This window comes from Bradyrhizobium sp. CCGB01 (assembly GCF_024199795.1).
Taxonomy (GTDB): Bacteria; Pseudomonadota; Alphaproteobacteria; order Rhizobiales; family Xanthobacteraceae; genus Bradyrhizobium.
In genome coordinates, this window is the sequence record NZ_JANADK010000001.1 from 8965807 (window position 1) to 8981191 (window position 15385).

The following is a 15385-nucleotide window of genomic DNA, read 5'->3' on the forward strand; positions in this document are numbered from 1 at the left end:
CCCATGCCCCACACCTCCGCCCTGCTCGGCTTCGCCCTCGTCTGCCTTGGTCTCGTGCTCACGCCGGGGCCGAACATGATCTATCTGATCTCGCGCTCGATCACGCAGGGGCCGGCCGCGGGCATCGTCTCGCTCGGCGGGGTGGCGCTCGGCTTCGTGTTCTACATGCTGTGCGCAGCGTTCGGCATCACCGCGCTCTTGCTCGCCATTCCCTTCGCCTATGACGCGCTGCGTTTCGCCGGCGCGGGCTATCTGCTGTGGCTGGCCTGGCAGGCGGTGAAGCCGGGCGGACGCTCGCCGTTCCAGGTGAAGCAGCTTGCGATCGACAGCCCGCGCAAATTGTTCGCGATGGGTTTCGTCACCAATCTGCTCAATCCGAAGATCGCGATGCTGTATCTGGCGCTGCTGCCGCAGTTCATCGATCCCACCGCCGGCAGCGTGCTGGCGCAGTCGGTGGTGTTAGGGGCGATCCAGATCGCGATCAGCGTCAGCGTGAATGCGATGATCGCGCTCGCGGCCGGATCGATCGCGCTGTTCCTGACGAGCCGGCCGAGCTGGATGCTGGTGCAGCGCTGGCTGATGGGCACGGTGCTGGCCGGGCTTGCGGTGCGGATGGCGGTGGAAGCGAAGAAGGTGTGAAGCACACTGTCATGCCCCGGCTTGACCGGGGCATCCAGTACGCCGCAGCCTCTCGGCTCAATCACCGCTGCCTCTGGAATACTGGGTCGCCCGGTCAAGCCGGGCGACGACACCGTCAGATCAATCCAGCTTCGCGTCCATGCCCCGCTTCACGGCCGGGCGCGCCATCAGGGCGTCGTACCAGCGCTTGACGTTGGGAAAATCGGCCAGCTCAACCTTGTGGCGAGGGTGGCGCCAGGCCCAGCCCAGGATGGCAAAATCGGCAACCGAGAGGTCGCCGGCGACGAAGTCGTGGGCCTCCAGCCGGCGGTCCAGCACGCCATAGAGCCGGCGGGTCTCGGCCATGTAGCGCTTGAGGCCATAGGCGCGGTCCTGCTCGTTCTCGAGTGCGATGAAATGATGCACCTGGCCGGGCATCGGGCCGAAGCCGCCCATCTGCCACATCAGCCATTCATAGACGGGGATACGCGCCGAAAGCGATTTCGGCAGGAATTTGCCGGTCTTTTCGCCGAGATAGAGCAGGATCGCGCCGGACTCGAAGATGCTGACCGGCTTGCCGTCCGGGCCCTCGGGATCGACGATCGCGGGGATCTTGTTGTTGGGGCTGAGCTTCAGGAACCCCGGCGCCATCTGCTCGCCCTTGGTGATGTTCACCGGGACCACCTTGTAGGGCAGCCCCATTTCTTCCAGAGCGACCGAGATCTTGCGGCCGTTCGGCGTGTTCCAGGTGTGCAGCTCGATGGTCATTTACGCGTTTCCTTGCCCAGTTTCCTTGCCGAGATATCCGGCATCCACCTACCCCAGAAGGTTGCACCCCCACAACCGGCGGCCCGGGATGGCCGATCCCTCTTGACGGGAGACGCCCCCTCTGGAATGTCGCGGCCGTCGCGGATAGATTCCGCCACTTCCAAAAATGCTTCCGAGGGACCGCCGTGTCGAAATCTGCCTCTCGCGCCCGCCTGTTCGAAATCATCCGCCGGCGCTCCTTCGGCCGCGGCGAGGTGACGCTCGCGTCGGGCCGCAAGAGCGATTTCTACTTCAACCTGAAGCCGACCATGCTCGACCCGGAGGGCGCGACGCTGCTCGCCGAGCTGACCTATGAGGCGCTGAAGGACGACCAGCTCGATTTCATCGGCGGGCTCGAGATGGGCGCGGTGCCGCTGGCCGGCGCGCTGGCCCAGATCTCCTGGATCAAGGGCCATCCGATCGCGGCGTTCTTCGTGCGCAAGAAGCCGAAGGAGCACGGGGCCAAGCTCGCGATCGAAGGCCTGCCCAAGGGCGAGACGCTCGAAGGCAAGCGCGTCGTGATCGTCGAGGATGTCACCACCACCGGCGGCTCGGCGATGAAGGCGGTGGAATCCGTGCGCGAGACCGGCGCCGAGGTCGTTCTGGTGCTGACCATGGTCGACCGCGAGGAAGGCGCCACCGACACGTTCGGCGCCGCGGGCCTGCCGTTCCGCTCGCTGTACAAGGCGTCGGAGTTCCTGAAGGCTTGAGACGGCGAAACATTCCTGGCCGTCATGCCCGGGCGTTGCCCGGAAGCAACCATCCGTCGGAAGTTGTGCCTGGCCTTAAAGAGGTCACCGCCTCGACTTGAAACCGCCTCCGCGCAACTGCTCATTTACCATCCCGCATTATGGTGAATCAGGCGCCGAGACCCCGAAAGGTCCCGGCCGATTCAGTAGCGTTCGGTGGAGTGAGCATTGCGTACAAAGTTGTCCCATGCGCGGCAGCAACGTCGCGCGACGCTTGTAGCCGCCATTCTGGCAGCACCGCTGCTTGCGGCGCCGGCCCCGGTTTCGGCTGAGGGCCTGTTCGACTTCTTCTTCGGCGGCATGCAGCAGCAGCGGCCGCAGCGTGAGGTGCCGCATCAGGCGAACTCCTACGCCGATCCCTTCACCGGCCAGCAAAATGCCGCAACCTCGCCATATGTGCCGCCGACACGCGCGGCGGCGGCCGGCGGCTCGGGCCCGGCCTTCTGCGTGCGCAGCTGCGACGGCAAATATTTTCCGCTGATGCGCGGCCTCACCTCGCCCGCGCAGATGTGTCAGGCCTTCTGTCCCGCCAGCGCGACCAAGGTCTATTTCGGTTCTTCGATCGACGGCGCCGCTTCGCAGACCGGAGAGCGCTACGCCGACAGCGAGAACGCCTTCGCCTATCGCAAGGCGCTGCGCGCCGACTGCACCTGCAACGGCCGCGAGCCGGTCGGCCTCGCCCCGGTCGATCTCGCGCTGGATTCCTCGCTGAAAGCCGGCGACGTGATCGCGACCAGCGACGGCCTCGTCGCCTATACCGGCATTCGCGTCGGCAATGACCAGGCTGCGGACTTCACCCCTGTGGCCTCCTACCCCGGCCTCACCGCGCAGGTCCGCGCGCGCCTCGGCGAAATGAAGGTGGCGCCGGTGCGCGCAGAGACGGTGGCGGCAGATGCGCCGACGTCGACCGAGATCATGCGCGAGGCGCTGCCCGACGTGACGGTGCCGAAGACACCGGCGCAGAAGCCGGCGAAGCGGGCGGGATTGGATTAAGTCTCAACTGCATCCAAGTCGTCATTGCGAGCGCAGCGAAGCAATCCAGAAATGTCTCCGCGGAGGCACTCTGGATTGCTTCGTCGCTTCGCTCCTCCCAATGACGGAGGTTGCGGCACTACCTCCCGATGATCACCCCGATCACGTTCGGCGCGGCCAGATATTTCTCCTCGATCGCCGCACGCGCGGCGGCGCGGTTGTCCTGAGTCAGCAGGCCGCGCTTCTCGGCCAGGATCATCCAGCAGAAGCCCCACCAGTCGGTGAGCATGCCGATCTCGCCTATGAGGTCGTAACCCTGCTCGGCTGCGAAGATGCGCGCATGCGCTTCGTCCAGCGTATCGAGGAACAAATGATCCTCGGCCGAGAACAGATCGTCGCTGACGTCGTCGATGGTGTAGCCCCAGATCGACTGGCAAACCGCGTTGAACTCGCGGTCGAACTGGTCGTCATCGACCGCATAGCGGCGCGCCGCCTGATGCAGCCGCGACAGCGAGCGCGCGAAATCGGCGATCCGGGTGAGGGCAAATTGATCGAAGGCGATGGTGGACATGTAGTCCTCGCAAAGTCTGACAGACGCTAAATATGGTGTCGGCAACGCGCCGAATCACAATGATATATCAAAGACTTGCTAAAGTGTTCTTAATTTGTTCGGATGCCGGGCGACAATACGGTCGTGATGATCCGCATGCGGAACGCGGAATCAAAAGGGGCCGCCTTGCAGCGACCCCTTGCCGGTTACAATCTTGTTCGGGATGCGAAATGCCAGCCCCGGCGAGTGTCAAATTAGTGGCGGCAATCGACTAAATCGACTCCGGACAAGTACTGAACGTAACACTGTCCTAATTTCCGTTAACCACACGTCCTGATGGGGCCGGCAGTTGAGAATTGAGGCCCGATGGAACCGGTTGGCGCGCCTGCGCGGCACGAATCTCAATAACAGCGCGAGGCCGCGATGGCGTGGACGCGGCGGTCACCAAGCAGATGGGCGACAAAGCCGTTCTTCGGAAAAATCTTTGCGAACGCGGCGTCGCGAATGCTGAGGCCGCCGGCGTAGGCGCCGAAGGCGGGCATCACAGCACGCATCCCGTCACTGGCGAAGCAGCGGCGCTCCATCGAGCGGCCGCGCGCGGAGACGCGCGCCTTCGGATGCAGATGGCCGGCAATCTCGCCGGCTGCACCGGTCGGCTCATGACGGAAAGTGATCGGGCCGATCGCGACTTCGTCGGCGATGGTCCCGCCCAGATCGCGCGGCAGCATCGGATCGTGATTGCCCGAGATCCAGATCCAGTCGCGGCCGGTCTGGAGCACGGCAACGGCATCGCGATCCTCAGGCGACAACCGCTCATGCGCGGTGCGGTCGTGAAAACTGTCGCCAAGCGCGATGATCACACGAGGGTTGTGGTGCGTGACGACGGCGGCGAGACGGCTGAGCGTTGCGAGCGTATCATAGGGCGGCAGCAGCACGCCGCGCGTCGCGAAGCTGGAACCTTTTTCCAGATGCAGGTCGGAAACGACGAGCAGGCGCTGCTCTTCCCAGAACAGCGCGCCGGAGAGATCGGCAGCGAAGGTCACATCGCTGATGGTGACTCTGGAAACGCGCATGTCCTCGACATCTCCTGAAACCAGCGCGCCTGCCGTCACGTCAAGACCTGCTCTTATCCCATCGCCTCTTTGACCAGCTCGTCGGCGGCTTCCGCCAAGAGCTCGTCTCCAGCTTCGCCATAGACTGACTCGCGGCCGATTTCCAGCATCACGGGCACGGCGAGCGGGGAGACATGGTCGAGTTCCCGATGCGTGATGCGGCCGTGGATGCGGCCGAGCATGTCGCCGAGGCGGCGCAGATCGAGCAGGCCGGTGGCGGCGTCGGCGCGAGCGGCTCGCAACAGCACGTGGTCGGCCTGATGCTTGCGCAGGACGTCGTAGACGAGATCGGTCGAGAACAGCACCTGGCGCCGGCTCTTCTCCTCGCTGGTGAAGCGGCGCTCGATCAGGCCGGAGATCAGCGCGCAGTTGCGGAAGGTGCGCTTCATCAACGCGGATTCGGCGAGCCAGGCTTCGAGATCGTCCCCGAGCATATCAGGGTTGAACAGTGCATCGAGATCGAGCTGGCCGTTGCGGATCATGAAGGAGGCATCGCCCAGCCCCCAGATCGCCACCGCGTATTCGTTGGCGACGAAGCCGAGCGGCCGGCCACGGGCACGCTCCAGCCGCCGCGTCAGCAGCATGCCGAGCGTCTGGTGCGCGAGCCGGCCTTCAAAGGGATAGCAGATGAGATAATGCTTGTTGCCGCGTGGAAAGGTCTCGACCAGCAGTTCGCGCACGCCGGGCACGCGCGAGACGTCCCTTTGCAGCGACAGCCAGTCGCGCACCTGCTCGGGCAGGCCATTCCATGCGCGGCGGTCGTCGAGCAGACGGCGCACGCGTTCGGCAAGATAGGTCGAGAGCGGAAACTTACCGCCCATATAGGACGGCACCTTCGGATCCTTGTCGTTGGCGCGGGAGACGTAGACCTGGTCCTCGGCCAGCGCCTCGTAGCGCACCACCTCGCCGCCGAACACAAAGGTGTCACCGGCGGTCAGGCCCTCGATGAAATATTCCTCGATCTCACCGAGCACGCGGCCACCGCGCGCGATCGCGCCGGTCGATCCGGTGCCGGTGGAACGGCCGCGCACCAGCCGCACCTTCAGCATCGGCTCCTCGACGATGGTGCCGACGTTGAGGCGGTAGCTCTGCCGCACCTTCGGATTGGCGACACGCCAGCGCCCTTCCTTGTCCTGCTTGATGCGGGCGAAGCGCTCATAGGTTTTCAGCGCGTAGCCGCCGGAGGCGACGAAATCGACGACGTCGTCGAAATCCTGCCGCGAGAGGTTTGCGTAGGGCGCCGCCGACCGCACCTCATCGTAGAGATCATCGCTATAGAACGGCTCGCCGCAGGCGCAGCCGAGCACGTGCTGGGCCAGCACGTCGAGCGCGCCGGTGCGCAAGGGCGGCGTGTCCTGCGCATTCTCGGCGATGGCATCGATGGCGACGCGACACTCCAAGACCTCGAAACGGTTGGCCGGCACCAGCACGGCGCGCGAGGCTTCGTCGAGACGGTGGTTGGCGCGGCCGATCCGCTGCATCAGGCGCGAGGAGCCCTTGGGCGCCCCGATATTGACGACGAGATCGACATCGCCCCAGTCGACGCCGAGGTCGAGCGACGAGGTGCAGACCACGCCGCGCAGCCTGCCCGCGGACATCGCGTCCTCGACCTTGCGGCGCTGGGCGACGTCGAGCGAGCCGTGATGCAGCGCGATCGCGAGATTGTCGTCGTTCATGCTCCAGAGATTCTGGAACAGCATCTCGGCCTGGCTGCGGGTGTTGACGAAGACGAGCGTGGTCCTGTTCGCCTTGATCAGCTCGTAGATTTCGGGAAGCGCGTGGCGCGCGCTGTGGCCGGCCCAGGGCAGGCGCTCGCGCGTGTCCAGCATCTCGACCAGCGGCGGCGCGGCGCCGCCGGCGATGACGATGTCGGCCGATTCGGCTTTGTCCTTGGGTTGCGGCACGAGAAAGCGCGCGAGCGATTCCGGTTCGGCCACGGTCGCGGACAGACCGATCGCGCGCAGCTGCGGCGCCAGCCGCCACAGCCGCGAAAGCCCCAGCGAGAGCAGATCGCCGCGCTTGGACGTCACCAGCGCGTGGAGCTCGTCGAGCACGATGCGTCTCAGCGAGGAGAACAGGGACGGCGCGTCGTCGGAGGAAAGCAGCAGCGCGAGCTGCTCAGGCGTCGTCAGCAGGATATCGGGCGGATAGCGCCGCTGGCGCTGGCGCCGCGACACCGGCGTGTCGCCGGTGCGGGTCTCGGCCTTGATCGGCAGCCCCATCTCGGCAATGGGACGCTCGAGGTTGCGGGCGATATCCACCGCGAGCGCCTTGAGCGGTGAGATGTAGAGGGTGTGGAGGCCGCCGGCGCGGCGAACATCGCGGCCGGTGGAAAGGAAGCTTTTCTTCGCGCCGGTGTCCCGCTCGATCGCCTGGGTCGACAGCTCCACCAGCGTCGGCAGAAATCCCGCCAGCGTCTTGCCGGCGCCGGTGGGCGCGATCAGCAGCGCCGAGCGGTCCTCGCGCGCCTTCTCCAGCAGCGCCAATTGATGCGCGCGCGGCTCCCAGCCGCGGCCCGCGAACCACGCCTGGAAGCGGTCGGGCAGTAGCGCTGGCGTCCGGGCCGGGGATTTGAGGATGCGGGGCGGCACGGCATCACAGGTAAGCCGTGGGGGTGGGTTCGTCGAGGGGTGGGGCTCTCGTAGGGTGGGCAAAGCGAAGCGTGCCCACCATCCGCACCCGGTTGCCCGGGGAGGTGGTGGGCACGGCGCAAGGGCGCCTTTGCCCACCCTACGGCATCTCGATCGAGGAAAGACCCTACTCCGACATCGGCTTGTCGGAGATGTCCCAGTCCTTGCCGGTGAAGGTGGAGATGAAGAGCGTCTTCATCGGCGTGTAGTCCTCCGGCGTGTAGCTGTAGGTGACGCCGTCGAGGAAATAGGGCGAGTGGAAGCCGGCGAGAGTCGAGGCCTGCTTCAGCACGTTGGCACGGGTGAGATCGTCGCCGCAGCGGCGCAGGATCTCACCCATGGTCACGGCCTGGCCGTAGCCGGCGAAGGCGATGGTGTTGTCGGGGTCGATGGCCGGCGTGTACTTCTTGCGCAGCTCCTCGAACGCCATCACGTCCGGATCCTTCTCCCATTTGGGCAGGCCGACTTCCTTGTTGTAGCGGATGGCGACGATGCCGGCCGCGTTCTCGATGCCGGCAGCATTGAGGATCGAGCGGCCGGTCGAGCCGGCCGACAACAGCTGCAGCGGCTTCCAGCCGAGCTCGGCCACCTTGCGGATCGACTGCGACGACGCCTTGCCGGTGGAGATGTTGTAGAAGACGTCCGCGCCCGACTTCGAGAGATTGATGAGCTGGGAATCGACGGTCGGCTCGGTGAGATCGTAGGTCTGCTCCATGATCACCTGCGCGGTGCCGCCGGCGTCGGCCAACACCTTCTTGAACGGGCCCAGGAAGTCACGGCCAAAGTCGTCGTTCTGATAGAGGATGCCGATCTTGGCGTTCGGCTTCACGGCGACGACGTGCCGCGCCAGGATGCGCGCCTCGGTCGGATAGAGCGGCAGGCCCGCCATCGTCCACTTGAACTCTTTCGGATTGTTCCACTTCGACGCACCGGTGTTGAGCAGCAGCTGCGGCACGCCCTTGGAGTTGAGATATTTGTGCACGGCGGTCTGCGGCGCGGTACCGAGCGAGCCGTAGAGCGCCAGCACCTCTTCCTGCTCGACCAGGCGCCGCGTTGCCTCGACGCATTTCGGCGCGCTGTAGGCGTCGTCCATGGTGAGGAATTTGATCTTGCGCCCGTTGATGCCGCCCTTCTCGTTCAGCATCTGGAAATAGGCTTCGCCGATGCGGCCCAGTACGCCATAGAGCGAGCCGGGGCCGGAATGCGGCACGGTCTGCCCGATCTTGATCTCGGTGTCGCTGGCGCCCGCATCATATTTCTTCTCCGCGGCCCAGACATACGGAGCGGGCAATGTGGATGCGGCGATGGTTGCAAGCGCGCCGGCGCTGAAATCGCGCCGTGATGGATTCTTTGTCATTATTTGTTTCTCCCTGATGCGCGCATTGTGCTGGCATCGCCGCACGGCTCGCAAGTGGGAAGTCATTGCTTTGCGACGCAATGACGCTCAAATCGCAGGATGTTAGCGCCTAGACTCAAGTTTTTTCGGCGACGACGACGAGGCCGCGCACCGGCTGGTTGTTCTCGTTGCGCGGCGAGGCCGGCTCCAGTGTGAGGAGCTTGAGACCGACCTTCGCCATCACGTCGCGCACATATTCCACCGAATGGGCATAGCGCAGGCCTTCGCCAAGCACGATGCCGCTGCCGTCATGCGTCTCCAGCGTGAAGGCGAGCACGCCGCCGGATACGAGCACGCGTCTGGCTTCGCCGAGCACCGGTGCGAGATCGGAGAGGTAGACGAACGCATCCGCGGCGACGACGAGGTTCGCGCTCGCATCACCCTTGGCGCGCAGGCCTTCGATCATGTCGGCGACCTCGAGCTCGGCATAGAGGTTCGTCGCGCGCGCCTCCTTGATCATGCCGGGCGATAGATCGATGCCGATGAAATGATCGACCTGTCTGGCGAAAGCCGCCGCCGCAAGCCCGGTGCCGCAGCCGAGATCGATGGTGCGCTTGAAGAAGGCCGGCTTCTTCGCGGCGACGCGCGCGGCCAGCACCGCCTTGAAGATCAGGCTGGGGGCGCGATAGCCGAGATCGTTGATCAACGTGTGCTCGAAGCGCGGCGCGTATTGGTCGAACAAGGCCTGCACATAGGCTTTTGGCATTTCCGACAACTGCGCATCGCCGAGTCGCATGAGATGCAGGTGGGCGCCGTGCTGGTCATCGGGATCGGAGCGGAGCGCTTCGCGGAACGCCGCGATCGCCTTGTCGCGCTCGCCGAGCTGCTGACGGATTTCGCCGAGCGTGAACCAGGCCGAGGTGAAGTTCGGCGCCAGCTCAATCGCCTGCTCGATGAGGTCGGCGGCGGCGGGCAGATCGCCCTTGAGCTGGAGGTCGCGCGCGAACTCGAAGCGGCGGTCGGCCATGAGATCGCCGGAGGTCAGGAACAGGCGCAGGGGCATTGGGAACCGAGGACTGTCGTTGCCGGGCTTGACCCGGCAATCCATCAAAAAGGGAACTGTTTAAGAGGATGGATGCGTGGGTCAAGCCCGCGCATGACCGGTGAATATCGGGGCACCGGTGCCTATATGACTTCCATGCGCCCCCAAGACATCCTGCTGCCAGTTGCTGCCGGCCTGTGCTGCAAGCCCGGTGGCTTCCATATCGACCCTGTCCGCCCGGTGGAGCGGGCCGTGATCACCCACGGCCATTCCGACCACGCCCGCGCCGGCCACGGCGCGGTGCTGGCGACGCAGGAAACGCTGGACATGATGCGGCTGCGCTATGGCGAGAACTTTGCGGGATCGACGCAAGTCATCCGCTATGGCGAGGAGATTCGGCTCGGCGACGTCAGCGTCAAATTTCATCCGGCCGGTCATGTGCTGGGCTCGGCGCAGATCGCGGTGACCTGCAAAGACACCTGCATCGTCGCCTCCGGCGACTACAAGGATGCGCCCGACCCGACCTGCACGCCGTTCGAGCTCGTGCCCTGCGACGTCTTCATCACTGAGGCCACCTTTGGACTGCCGGTGTTCCGGCATGGCGATGCCGCCGACGAGGTCAGGAAGCTGCTGGCCTCCGTGGCATTGTTTCCCGAGCGCGCGCATCTGGTCGGCGCCTATTCGCTTGGCAAGGCGCAGCGCGTGATCGCGCTGCTGCGTCAGGCCGGCTATGACGCGCCGATCTACCTGCATGGCGCGATGGAGAAGATCACGCACTATTATCAAAGCCGCGGGATCGGGCTCGGCGAGTTGCGGCCGGTGCAGGGCGTGAAGAAGGCGGCGCTCGCCGGCACCATCACGCTGGCGCCGCCGTCGGCGACGTCCGATCTCTGGACGAGGCGTTTTCCCGATCCCGTCACCGCCTTCGCCTCGGGGTGGATGCGCGTGCGCGCCCGCGCCCGGCAGCGTGGCATCGAGCTGCCACTGGTGATCTCCGACCACGCCGATTGGGACGGCCTCACCGCGACGATCGCCGCGACCGGCGCCGGGGAGATCTGGGTCACCCACGGCCAGGAGGACGCGCTGGTGCATTGGTGCAAGAGCAAGGGCTTGCGGGCGCAGCCGCTCGATCTCGTCGGCTATGGTGACGAGGAGGAAAGCGCGACGGCGGTTGCAGACGAGGCCGACGCATGAACCGCTTCGCTGAACTCCTGGACCGCCTCGCCTACGAGCCCGGCCGCAACAACAAGCTGCGGCTGATCACGGGCTATTTCCGCGAGGTCGGCGACCCCGACCGCGGCTACGCACTGGCGGCGCTGACAGGTGCGCTGAGCTTCAAGCACGCCAAGCCCGCGCTGATCCGCGATCTCATCGCGGCGCGGACGGATGAGGTGCTGTTCGGACCGAGTTACGATTATGTCGGCGATCTCTCGGAAACGGTGGCGCTGATGTGGCCGCGGCGAGTGCCTGGTAACAGCGAGTCTTTTCCGGGCCACCCCTCTCCCCCGCCCTCCCCCGCAAGGGGGGAGGGAGCGCAGTTGCGCGCGCGGCGGCAGACGGGCTCGACGACTGAGAATGATTTGGCGAGTGATGGACGCGCCAGCCTCCCCGTCCCCTCCCCCCTGGCGGGGGAGGGTCAGGGAGAAGGGTACCACGGGCGAGATGCCGGCGATGCGCTCCACCCGGGCAACCACAACAACCCACCGCCGCCAACCCTCACCGAGGTCGTCACCACACTCCGCACGCTCGGCAAGACCGAGCTGCCAAAGCAGCTCGAACGCTGGCTCGACGAGTTGGATGAGACCGGCCGCTGGGCGCTGCTGAAGCTCGTTACCGGCGCGCTCCGCATCGGCATCTCCGCGCGCCTCGCCAAGACCGCGGCCGCCGCGCTCGGTGACAAGGACCCGCACGAGGTCGAGCTGATCTGGCCGGGGCTCGCGCCGCCCTATCTCGACTTGTTCGCCTGGCTGGAAGGCCGCGGCGAGAAACCGGTCAATCGCGATCCGGCGCCGTTCCGCCCGGTGATGCTGGCCCATGCGATCGAGGACAACGATTTCCAAAACCTCGATCCCGCCGACTACATCGCCGAATGGAAATGGGACGGCATCCGCGTCCAGGCGGTGGCCGGACGCGACGAGCGCGGCCACATCACGGCGCGGCTCTATTCGCGCACCGGCGAGGACATCACGGGGAGCTTTCCGGATCTCGTGCCGTCGCTGCGGCTGCCAGGCGCGATCGACGGCGAGCTTCTGATCCTGCGCGAGGGACGCGTACAGAGCTTCAACGTCCTGCAGCAGCGGCTCAACCGCAAGGTCGTCTCGCCGAAGCTGATCAAGGAGTTTCCGATTCACCTCCGCGCCTACGATCTGCTTGGCGACGACGAGAACGATCTGCGCGAGCTGCCGTTCGCGGAGCGGCGGGGGCGGCTGGAGACGTTCATCGGAAAGCTCGGCGATCCCCGCATCGACCTGTCGCCCACCGTCCCCTTCGCAAGCTGGGAGGCGCTGACCGCGGCGCGTGCCGATCCTTCGAGTGCCGGCGCGGGCGAAGATGCCGATGCCGTCGAAGGCGTCATGCTGAAGCGGCGCGATGCGCCTTATCTCCCCGGACGGCCGAAGGGCCAGTGGTGGAAGTGGAAGCGCGATCCGCACATCATCGATGCCGTGCTGATGTATGCGCAGCGCGGCCACGGCAAGCGCTCGTCCTATTACTCCGACTACACCTTTGGCGTCTGGACCGAGGGGGAGAGCGGCGAGGAGCTGGTGCCGGTCGGAAAAGCCTATTTCGGCTTCACCGACGAGGAGCTCTTGCAGATCGACCGTTTCGTCCGCCGCAACACCACCGAAAAATTCGGGCCCGTGCGCCATGTCGTGCACGAGGGCGACAAGGGGCTGGTGCTGGAGGTGGCGTTCGAGGGCCTGCAGCGCTCGCCGAGGCACAAATCCGGCGTCGCCATGCGCTTTCCCCGCATCAGTCGCCTGCGCTGGGACAAGCCGCCAAGGGAGGCGGACCGGCTGGAAACGCTGGAAAAGATGCTGAAAGCGGACGAATCCCTACCAACAATTAAGGTTGCGGCTTCCGCCGACAGCCATTGACGCTCCGTTGCGGGTTCCCCATGTGCCCCGCCGTGACCTATAATCGGGGCGAATCCCCGCGAGGAGTTTTCGAGATGGCCCACGACGTCAGAGATTTGCCGGCCGGCCGCAGCGACGGGCTGAACCGCTTTCTCGGCGGCTCGCCGCCGGCGGTCGCGTTTCGCCTGGTCCTGCTCTCGATCCTGGTCGGCGTCGTGCTGGCGGCGATCGGCTTCGATCCCTGGAATATCATCTACAGCATTCGCCTGCTGTTCCAGCGGCTGTGGGATCTCGGCTTCGACGCCGTCAACTGGCTGTGGCGCTACTTCCTGCTCGGCGCCGTCATCGTGATCCCGATCTGGCTGCTCTCGCGCGTGTTCGGCGCGCCGCGCCGCTAGCTCCGGGGCATACTCAGGGAGCCCGCAGCCGATGCAAATACGCTTTGTCGGCTGCGGCGACGCCTTCGGCTCGGGCGGCAGGCTCAACACCTGCTTCCACGTCTCGGGGCGCGCGGCGAATTTCCTGATCGATTGCGGCGCGTCGGCGCTGCCGGCGTTGAAGCGGCTCGAGATCGACCGCGACGAGATTGACCTGATCCTGATCACGCATTTCCACGGCGACCATTTTGCCGGTCTGCCGTTTGTCCTGCTCGATGCGCAATTCTCGCGGCGGACCCGGCCGCTCACCATCGCGGGCCCGCAAGGCCTCGAGACGCGGCTGAAGCAGGTGATGGAAGCGCTGTTCGAGCACTCCTCCAGGACCAAGCAACGCTTCGAACTGTCGGTCATCGAGCTCGCGCCCGGGCAAAGCCAGAGCTTCGGCGCGGTGACCGTGATGCCTTATGCGGTCGTGCACGGCGAATCCGGCGGGCCGTTTCTGGCCTATCGCGTCGAGGCCGAAGGCCGCACGCTCGCCTACAGCGCCGACACCGAATGGACGGAGACGCTCATTCCGCTGGCGCATGGCGCGGACCTTTTCATTGCGGAAGCCTACATGTACGAGAAGGTGGTCAAGAACCACCTCAGCCTGAAGACCTTGGAACAGCACCTCCCCGCCATCGGCGCAAAACGCCTCGTCCTCACCCATATGAGCGACGACATGCTGTCGCGACTGGAGGACGTGCCGCATCTCGCCGCCGAAGACGGCATGGTGCTCGTGTTCTGACATGCACGCACCCGTCCCCCTCAAGATCGACTCCCGCCAGGTCTTCGCCATCGCCGGCCCCGCGATGGTCGCGAACCTCACCACGCCGCTGATCGGCGTGGTCTCGACCACCGCGATTGGACGGCTCGACGATGCCGCGCTGCTCGGCGGCGTCGCGATGGCCTCCGTGATCTTCGACTGCCTGTTCTGGCTGTTCGGCTTCCTGCGCATGAGCACGCTCGCCTTCACCGCGCAGGCGCTGGGCGCCGGCGAGACGCGCGAGCAGACCGTGATTTTGGTGCGGGGCTTCATCGTGGCGGGCCTGATCGGCGCGGCGCTGATTGCGCTGCAATTGCCGCTGGCCACCGTGCTGTTCGACCTGATGGGCGGCAGCGAGGGCGTGACGCGCGCCGCGAAAACCTATTTCATGGTCCGGATCTGGTCGTCGCCGTTCGCGCTCGCCAACTACGTCATTCTTGGCTGGCTGATCGGCAAGGCTCGCGCCAATCCGGCGCTGCTGCTGCAAATCGTCATCAACCTCGTCAACATGGTGGCGACGGTCCTGCTGGTGCTGGTCTACGACGCCGGCATCGCGGGTGCGGCGATTGCCGCACTGCTGTCGGAGGCGGTCGGGTTCGCGCTCGGCGTGAGCGTCTGCCGCCGCTATGCCGACGGCGGCTTCGCCGTGCCGTACGCAGCCCTGCTCGACCGGGCCAAGCTGATGCGGCTGCTGGCGGTGAACTCCGACATCCTGATCCGCACCGCGGCCCTGATCGCGGTGTTCCTGTTCTTCACCGCCAAGGGCGCGCGGGCCGGCGACGTCACGCTGGCGGCGAATTCCGTGCTCAACAATTTCCTTTTGGTCAGCGCCTTCTTCCTCGACGGCCTCGCCAACGCCGCCCAGCAGCTCTGCGGCCGCACGCTTGGCGCGCGCGACGCCAGGGGTTTTTCGGACTCGACCCGACTGGTGCTGCTGTGGGGGCTCGGCTTCGCAATCGTCGTCGCCGTGCTGTTCGCGTTGTTCGGGCCGCACCTGATCGATTTCATGACGGCCAGCGAAGCCGTTCGGCGCAGCGCGCGCGAATTCCTGCCGTTCGTCGTGCTGGCGCCCATTCCCGGCGTGTTCGCCTTCGGCTTCGACGGCATCTATATCGGCGCCACCTGGGCGCGCGAGATGCGCAACCTGATGCTGTTATCGCTCGCGATTTTCTTCGCCGCCTGGTGGGCGCTGCAATCATTCGGCAACGCCGGACTGTGGGGCGCGCTGATCGCCTCCTACGTCTCGCGCGGCGGCCTGCAGGCTGCACGCTATCCGGCGCAGTTCAGGGCGACGTTCCCGAAATCTTAAGAGA

The 15385-nt window shown here is 65.7% G+C and carries 14 protein-coding genes; 8 read left to right on the forward strand and 6 right to left on the reverse strand.

What is annotated here, in order from left to right:
- The first annotated feature begins 3 nt into the window (after positions 1-3).
- Positions 4-639: a LysE family translocator gene (locus NLM25_RS42245; RefSeq protein WP_254123825.1), complete on the forward strand. Its 636-nt coding sequence runs from the start codon at positions 4-6 to the stop codon at positions 637-639.
- Positions 640-759: 120 nt separating this feature from the next.
- Here NLM25_RS42245 and NLM25_RS42250 read toward each other — a convergent pair whose 3' ends face one another.
- The gene (locus NLM25_RS42250; RefSeq protein WP_254140860.1) at positions 760-1386 is read right to left on the reverse strand and encodes a glutathione S-transferase family protein; all 627 of its coding nucleotides are present in this window, start codon (positions 1384-1386) and stop codon (positions 760-762) included.
- A 185-nt stretch (positions 1387-1571) separates the two neighbouring features.
- Here NLM25_RS42250 and pyrE point away from each other — a divergent pair, with 185 nt between their 5' ends.
- Together pyrE and NLM25_RS42260 are read left to right on the forward strand one after the other, a co-directional pair.
- On the forward strand, positions 1572-2135 hold the full coding sequence (pyrE, locus tag NLM25_RS42255) for an orotate phosphoribosyltransferase (protein WP_254123827.1): 564 nt from the start codon (positions 1572-1574) through the stop codon (positions 2133-2135).
- A 207-nt stretch (positions 2136-2342) separates the two neighbouring features.
- Positions 2343-3167: a DUF2865 domain-containing protein gene (locus tag NLM25_RS42260; protein ID WP_254140861.1), complete on the forward strand. Its 825-nt coding sequence runs from the start codon at positions 2343-2345 to the stop codon at positions 3165-3167.
- A 118-nt stretch (positions 3168-3285) separates the two neighbouring features.
- On the opposite strand, the gene NLM25_RS42265 is transcribed toward NLM25_RS42260, so the two are convergent.
- The 5 genes from NLM25_RS42265 to NLM25_RS42285 form a co-directional block, all read right to left on the reverse strand.
- Positions 3286-3717, reverse strand: coding sequence for a hypothetical protein (locus NLM25_RS42265; protein WP_254123829.1), 432 nt, complete (start codon positions 3715-3717; stop codon positions 3286-3288).
- 380 nt (positions 3718-4097) lie between these two features.
- The gene (pdeM, locus tag NLM25_RS42270; RefSeq protein ID WP_254123830.1) at positions 4098-4769 is read right to left on the reverse strand and encodes a ligase-associated DNA damage response endonuclease PdeM; all 672 of its coding nucleotides are present in this window, start codon (positions 4767-4769) and stop codon (positions 4098-4100) included.
- 53 nt (positions 4770-4822) lie between these two features.
- Positions 4823-7399: a ligase-associated DNA damage response DEXH box helicase gene (locus NLM25_RS42275; RefSeq protein ID WP_254140862.1), complete on the reverse strand. Its 2577-nt coding sequence runs from the start codon at positions 7397-7399 to the stop codon at positions 4823-4825.
- A 166-nt stretch (positions 7400-7565) separates the two neighbouring features.
- Positions 7566-8795 carry an ABC transporter substrate-binding protein gene (locus tag NLM25_RS42280; RefSeq protein WP_254140863.1) on the reverse strand — a complete coding sequence of 410 codons (1230 nt, stop codon included), beginning with the start codon at positions 8793-8795 and terminating at the stop codon, positions 7566-7568.
- Positions 8796-8910: 115 nt separating this feature from the next.
- Positions 8911-9837, reverse strand: a complete 927-nt coding sequence (locus NLM25_RS42285; protein ID WP_254140864.1) for a class I SAM-dependent methyltransferase — start codon at positions 9835-9837, stop codon at positions 8911-8913.
- A 135-nt stretch (positions 9838-9972) separates the two neighbouring features.
- Between NLM25_RS42285 and NLM25_RS42290 the strand changes: the two genes are divergently transcribed.
- The 5 genes from NLM25_RS42290 to NLM25_RS42310 all read left to right on the forward strand — a co-directional run bounded on the left by NLM25_RS42290 (position 9973) and on the right by NLM25_RS42310 (position 15381).
- Positions 9973-11010: a ligase-associated DNA damage response exonuclease gene (locus tag NLM25_RS42290; protein WP_254141360.1), complete on the forward strand. Its 1038-nt coding sequence runs from the start codon at positions 9973-9975 to the stop codon at positions 11008-11010.
- On the forward strand, positions 11007-12911 hold the full coding sequence (locus NLM25_RS42295; RefSeq protein ID WP_254140865.1) for an ATP-dependent DNA ligase: 1905 nt from the start codon (positions 11007-11009) through the stop codon (positions 12909-12911). The genes NLM25_RS42290 and NLM25_RS42295 overlap by 4 nt, the downstream gene beginning before the upstream one ends.
- A 74-nt stretch (positions 12912-12985) precedes the next feature.
- Positions 12986-13288, forward strand: coding sequence for a DUF6460 domain-containing protein (locus tag NLM25_RS42300; protein ID WP_254140866.1), 303 nt, complete (start codon positions 12986-12988; stop codon positions 13286-13288).
- Positions 13289-13319: 31 nt separating this feature from the next.
- Positions 13320-14054 (forward strand): MBL fold metallo-hydrolase, encoded by a 735-nt coding sequence (locus NLM25_RS42305; RefSeq protein WP_254140867.1) that lies wholly within the window; start codon positions 13320-13322, stop codon positions 14052-14054.
- Position 14055: 1 nt separating this feature from the next.
- Positions 14056-15381, forward strand: a complete 1326-nt coding sequence (locus NLM25_RS42310) for an MATE family efflux transporter (protein WP_254140868.1) — start codon at positions 14056-14058, stop codon at positions 15379-15381.
- Positions 15382-15385: the final 4 nt, after the last annotated feature.

Coding starts and splice junctions, on each gene's coding strand:
- NLM25_RS42310 (WP_254140868.1), top strand. CDS start 14,056: ATGCACGCACCCGTCCCCCTCAAGATCGACTCCCGCCAGGTCTTCGCC.
- NLM25_RS42285 (WP_254140864.1), bottom strand. CDS start 9,837: ATGCCCCTGCGCCTGTTCCTGACCTCCGGCGATCTCATGGCCGACCGC.
- pdeM (WP_254123830.1), bottom strand. CDS start 4,769: ATGCGCGTTTCCAGAGTCACCATCAGCGATGTGACCTTCGCTGCCGAT.
- NLM25_RS42305 (WP_254140867.1), top strand. CDS start 13,320: ATGCAAATACGCTTTGTCGGCTGCGGCGACGCCTTCGGCTCGGGCGGC.
- NLM25_RS42280 (WP_254140863.1), bottom strand. CDS start 8,795: ATGACAAAGAATCCATCACGGCGCGATTTCAGCGCCGGCGCGCTTGCA.
- NLM25_RS42245 (WP_254123825.1), top strand. CDS start 4: ATGCCCCACACCTCCGCCCTGCTCGGCTTCGCCCTCGTCTGCCTTGGT.
- NLM25_RS42290 (WP_254141360.1), top strand. CDS start 9,973: ATGCGCCCCCAAGACATCCTGCTGCCAGTTGCTGCCGGCCTGTGCTGC.
- NLM25_RS42295 (WP_254140865.1), top strand. CDS start 11,007: ATGAACCGCTTCGCTGAACTCCTGGACCGCCTCGCCTACGAGCCCGGC.
- NLM25_RS42300 (WP_254140866.1), top strand. CDS start 12,986: ATGGCCCACGACGTCAGAGATTTGCCGGCCGGCCGCAGCGACGGGCTG.
- NLM25_RS42250 (WP_254140860.1), bottom strand. CDS start 1,386: ATGACCATCGAGCTGCACACCTGGAACACGCCGAACGGCCGCAAGATC.
- NLM25_RS42265 (WP_254123829.1), bottom strand. CDS start 3,717: ATGTCCACCATCGCCTTCGATCAATTTGCCCTCACCCGGATCGCCGAT.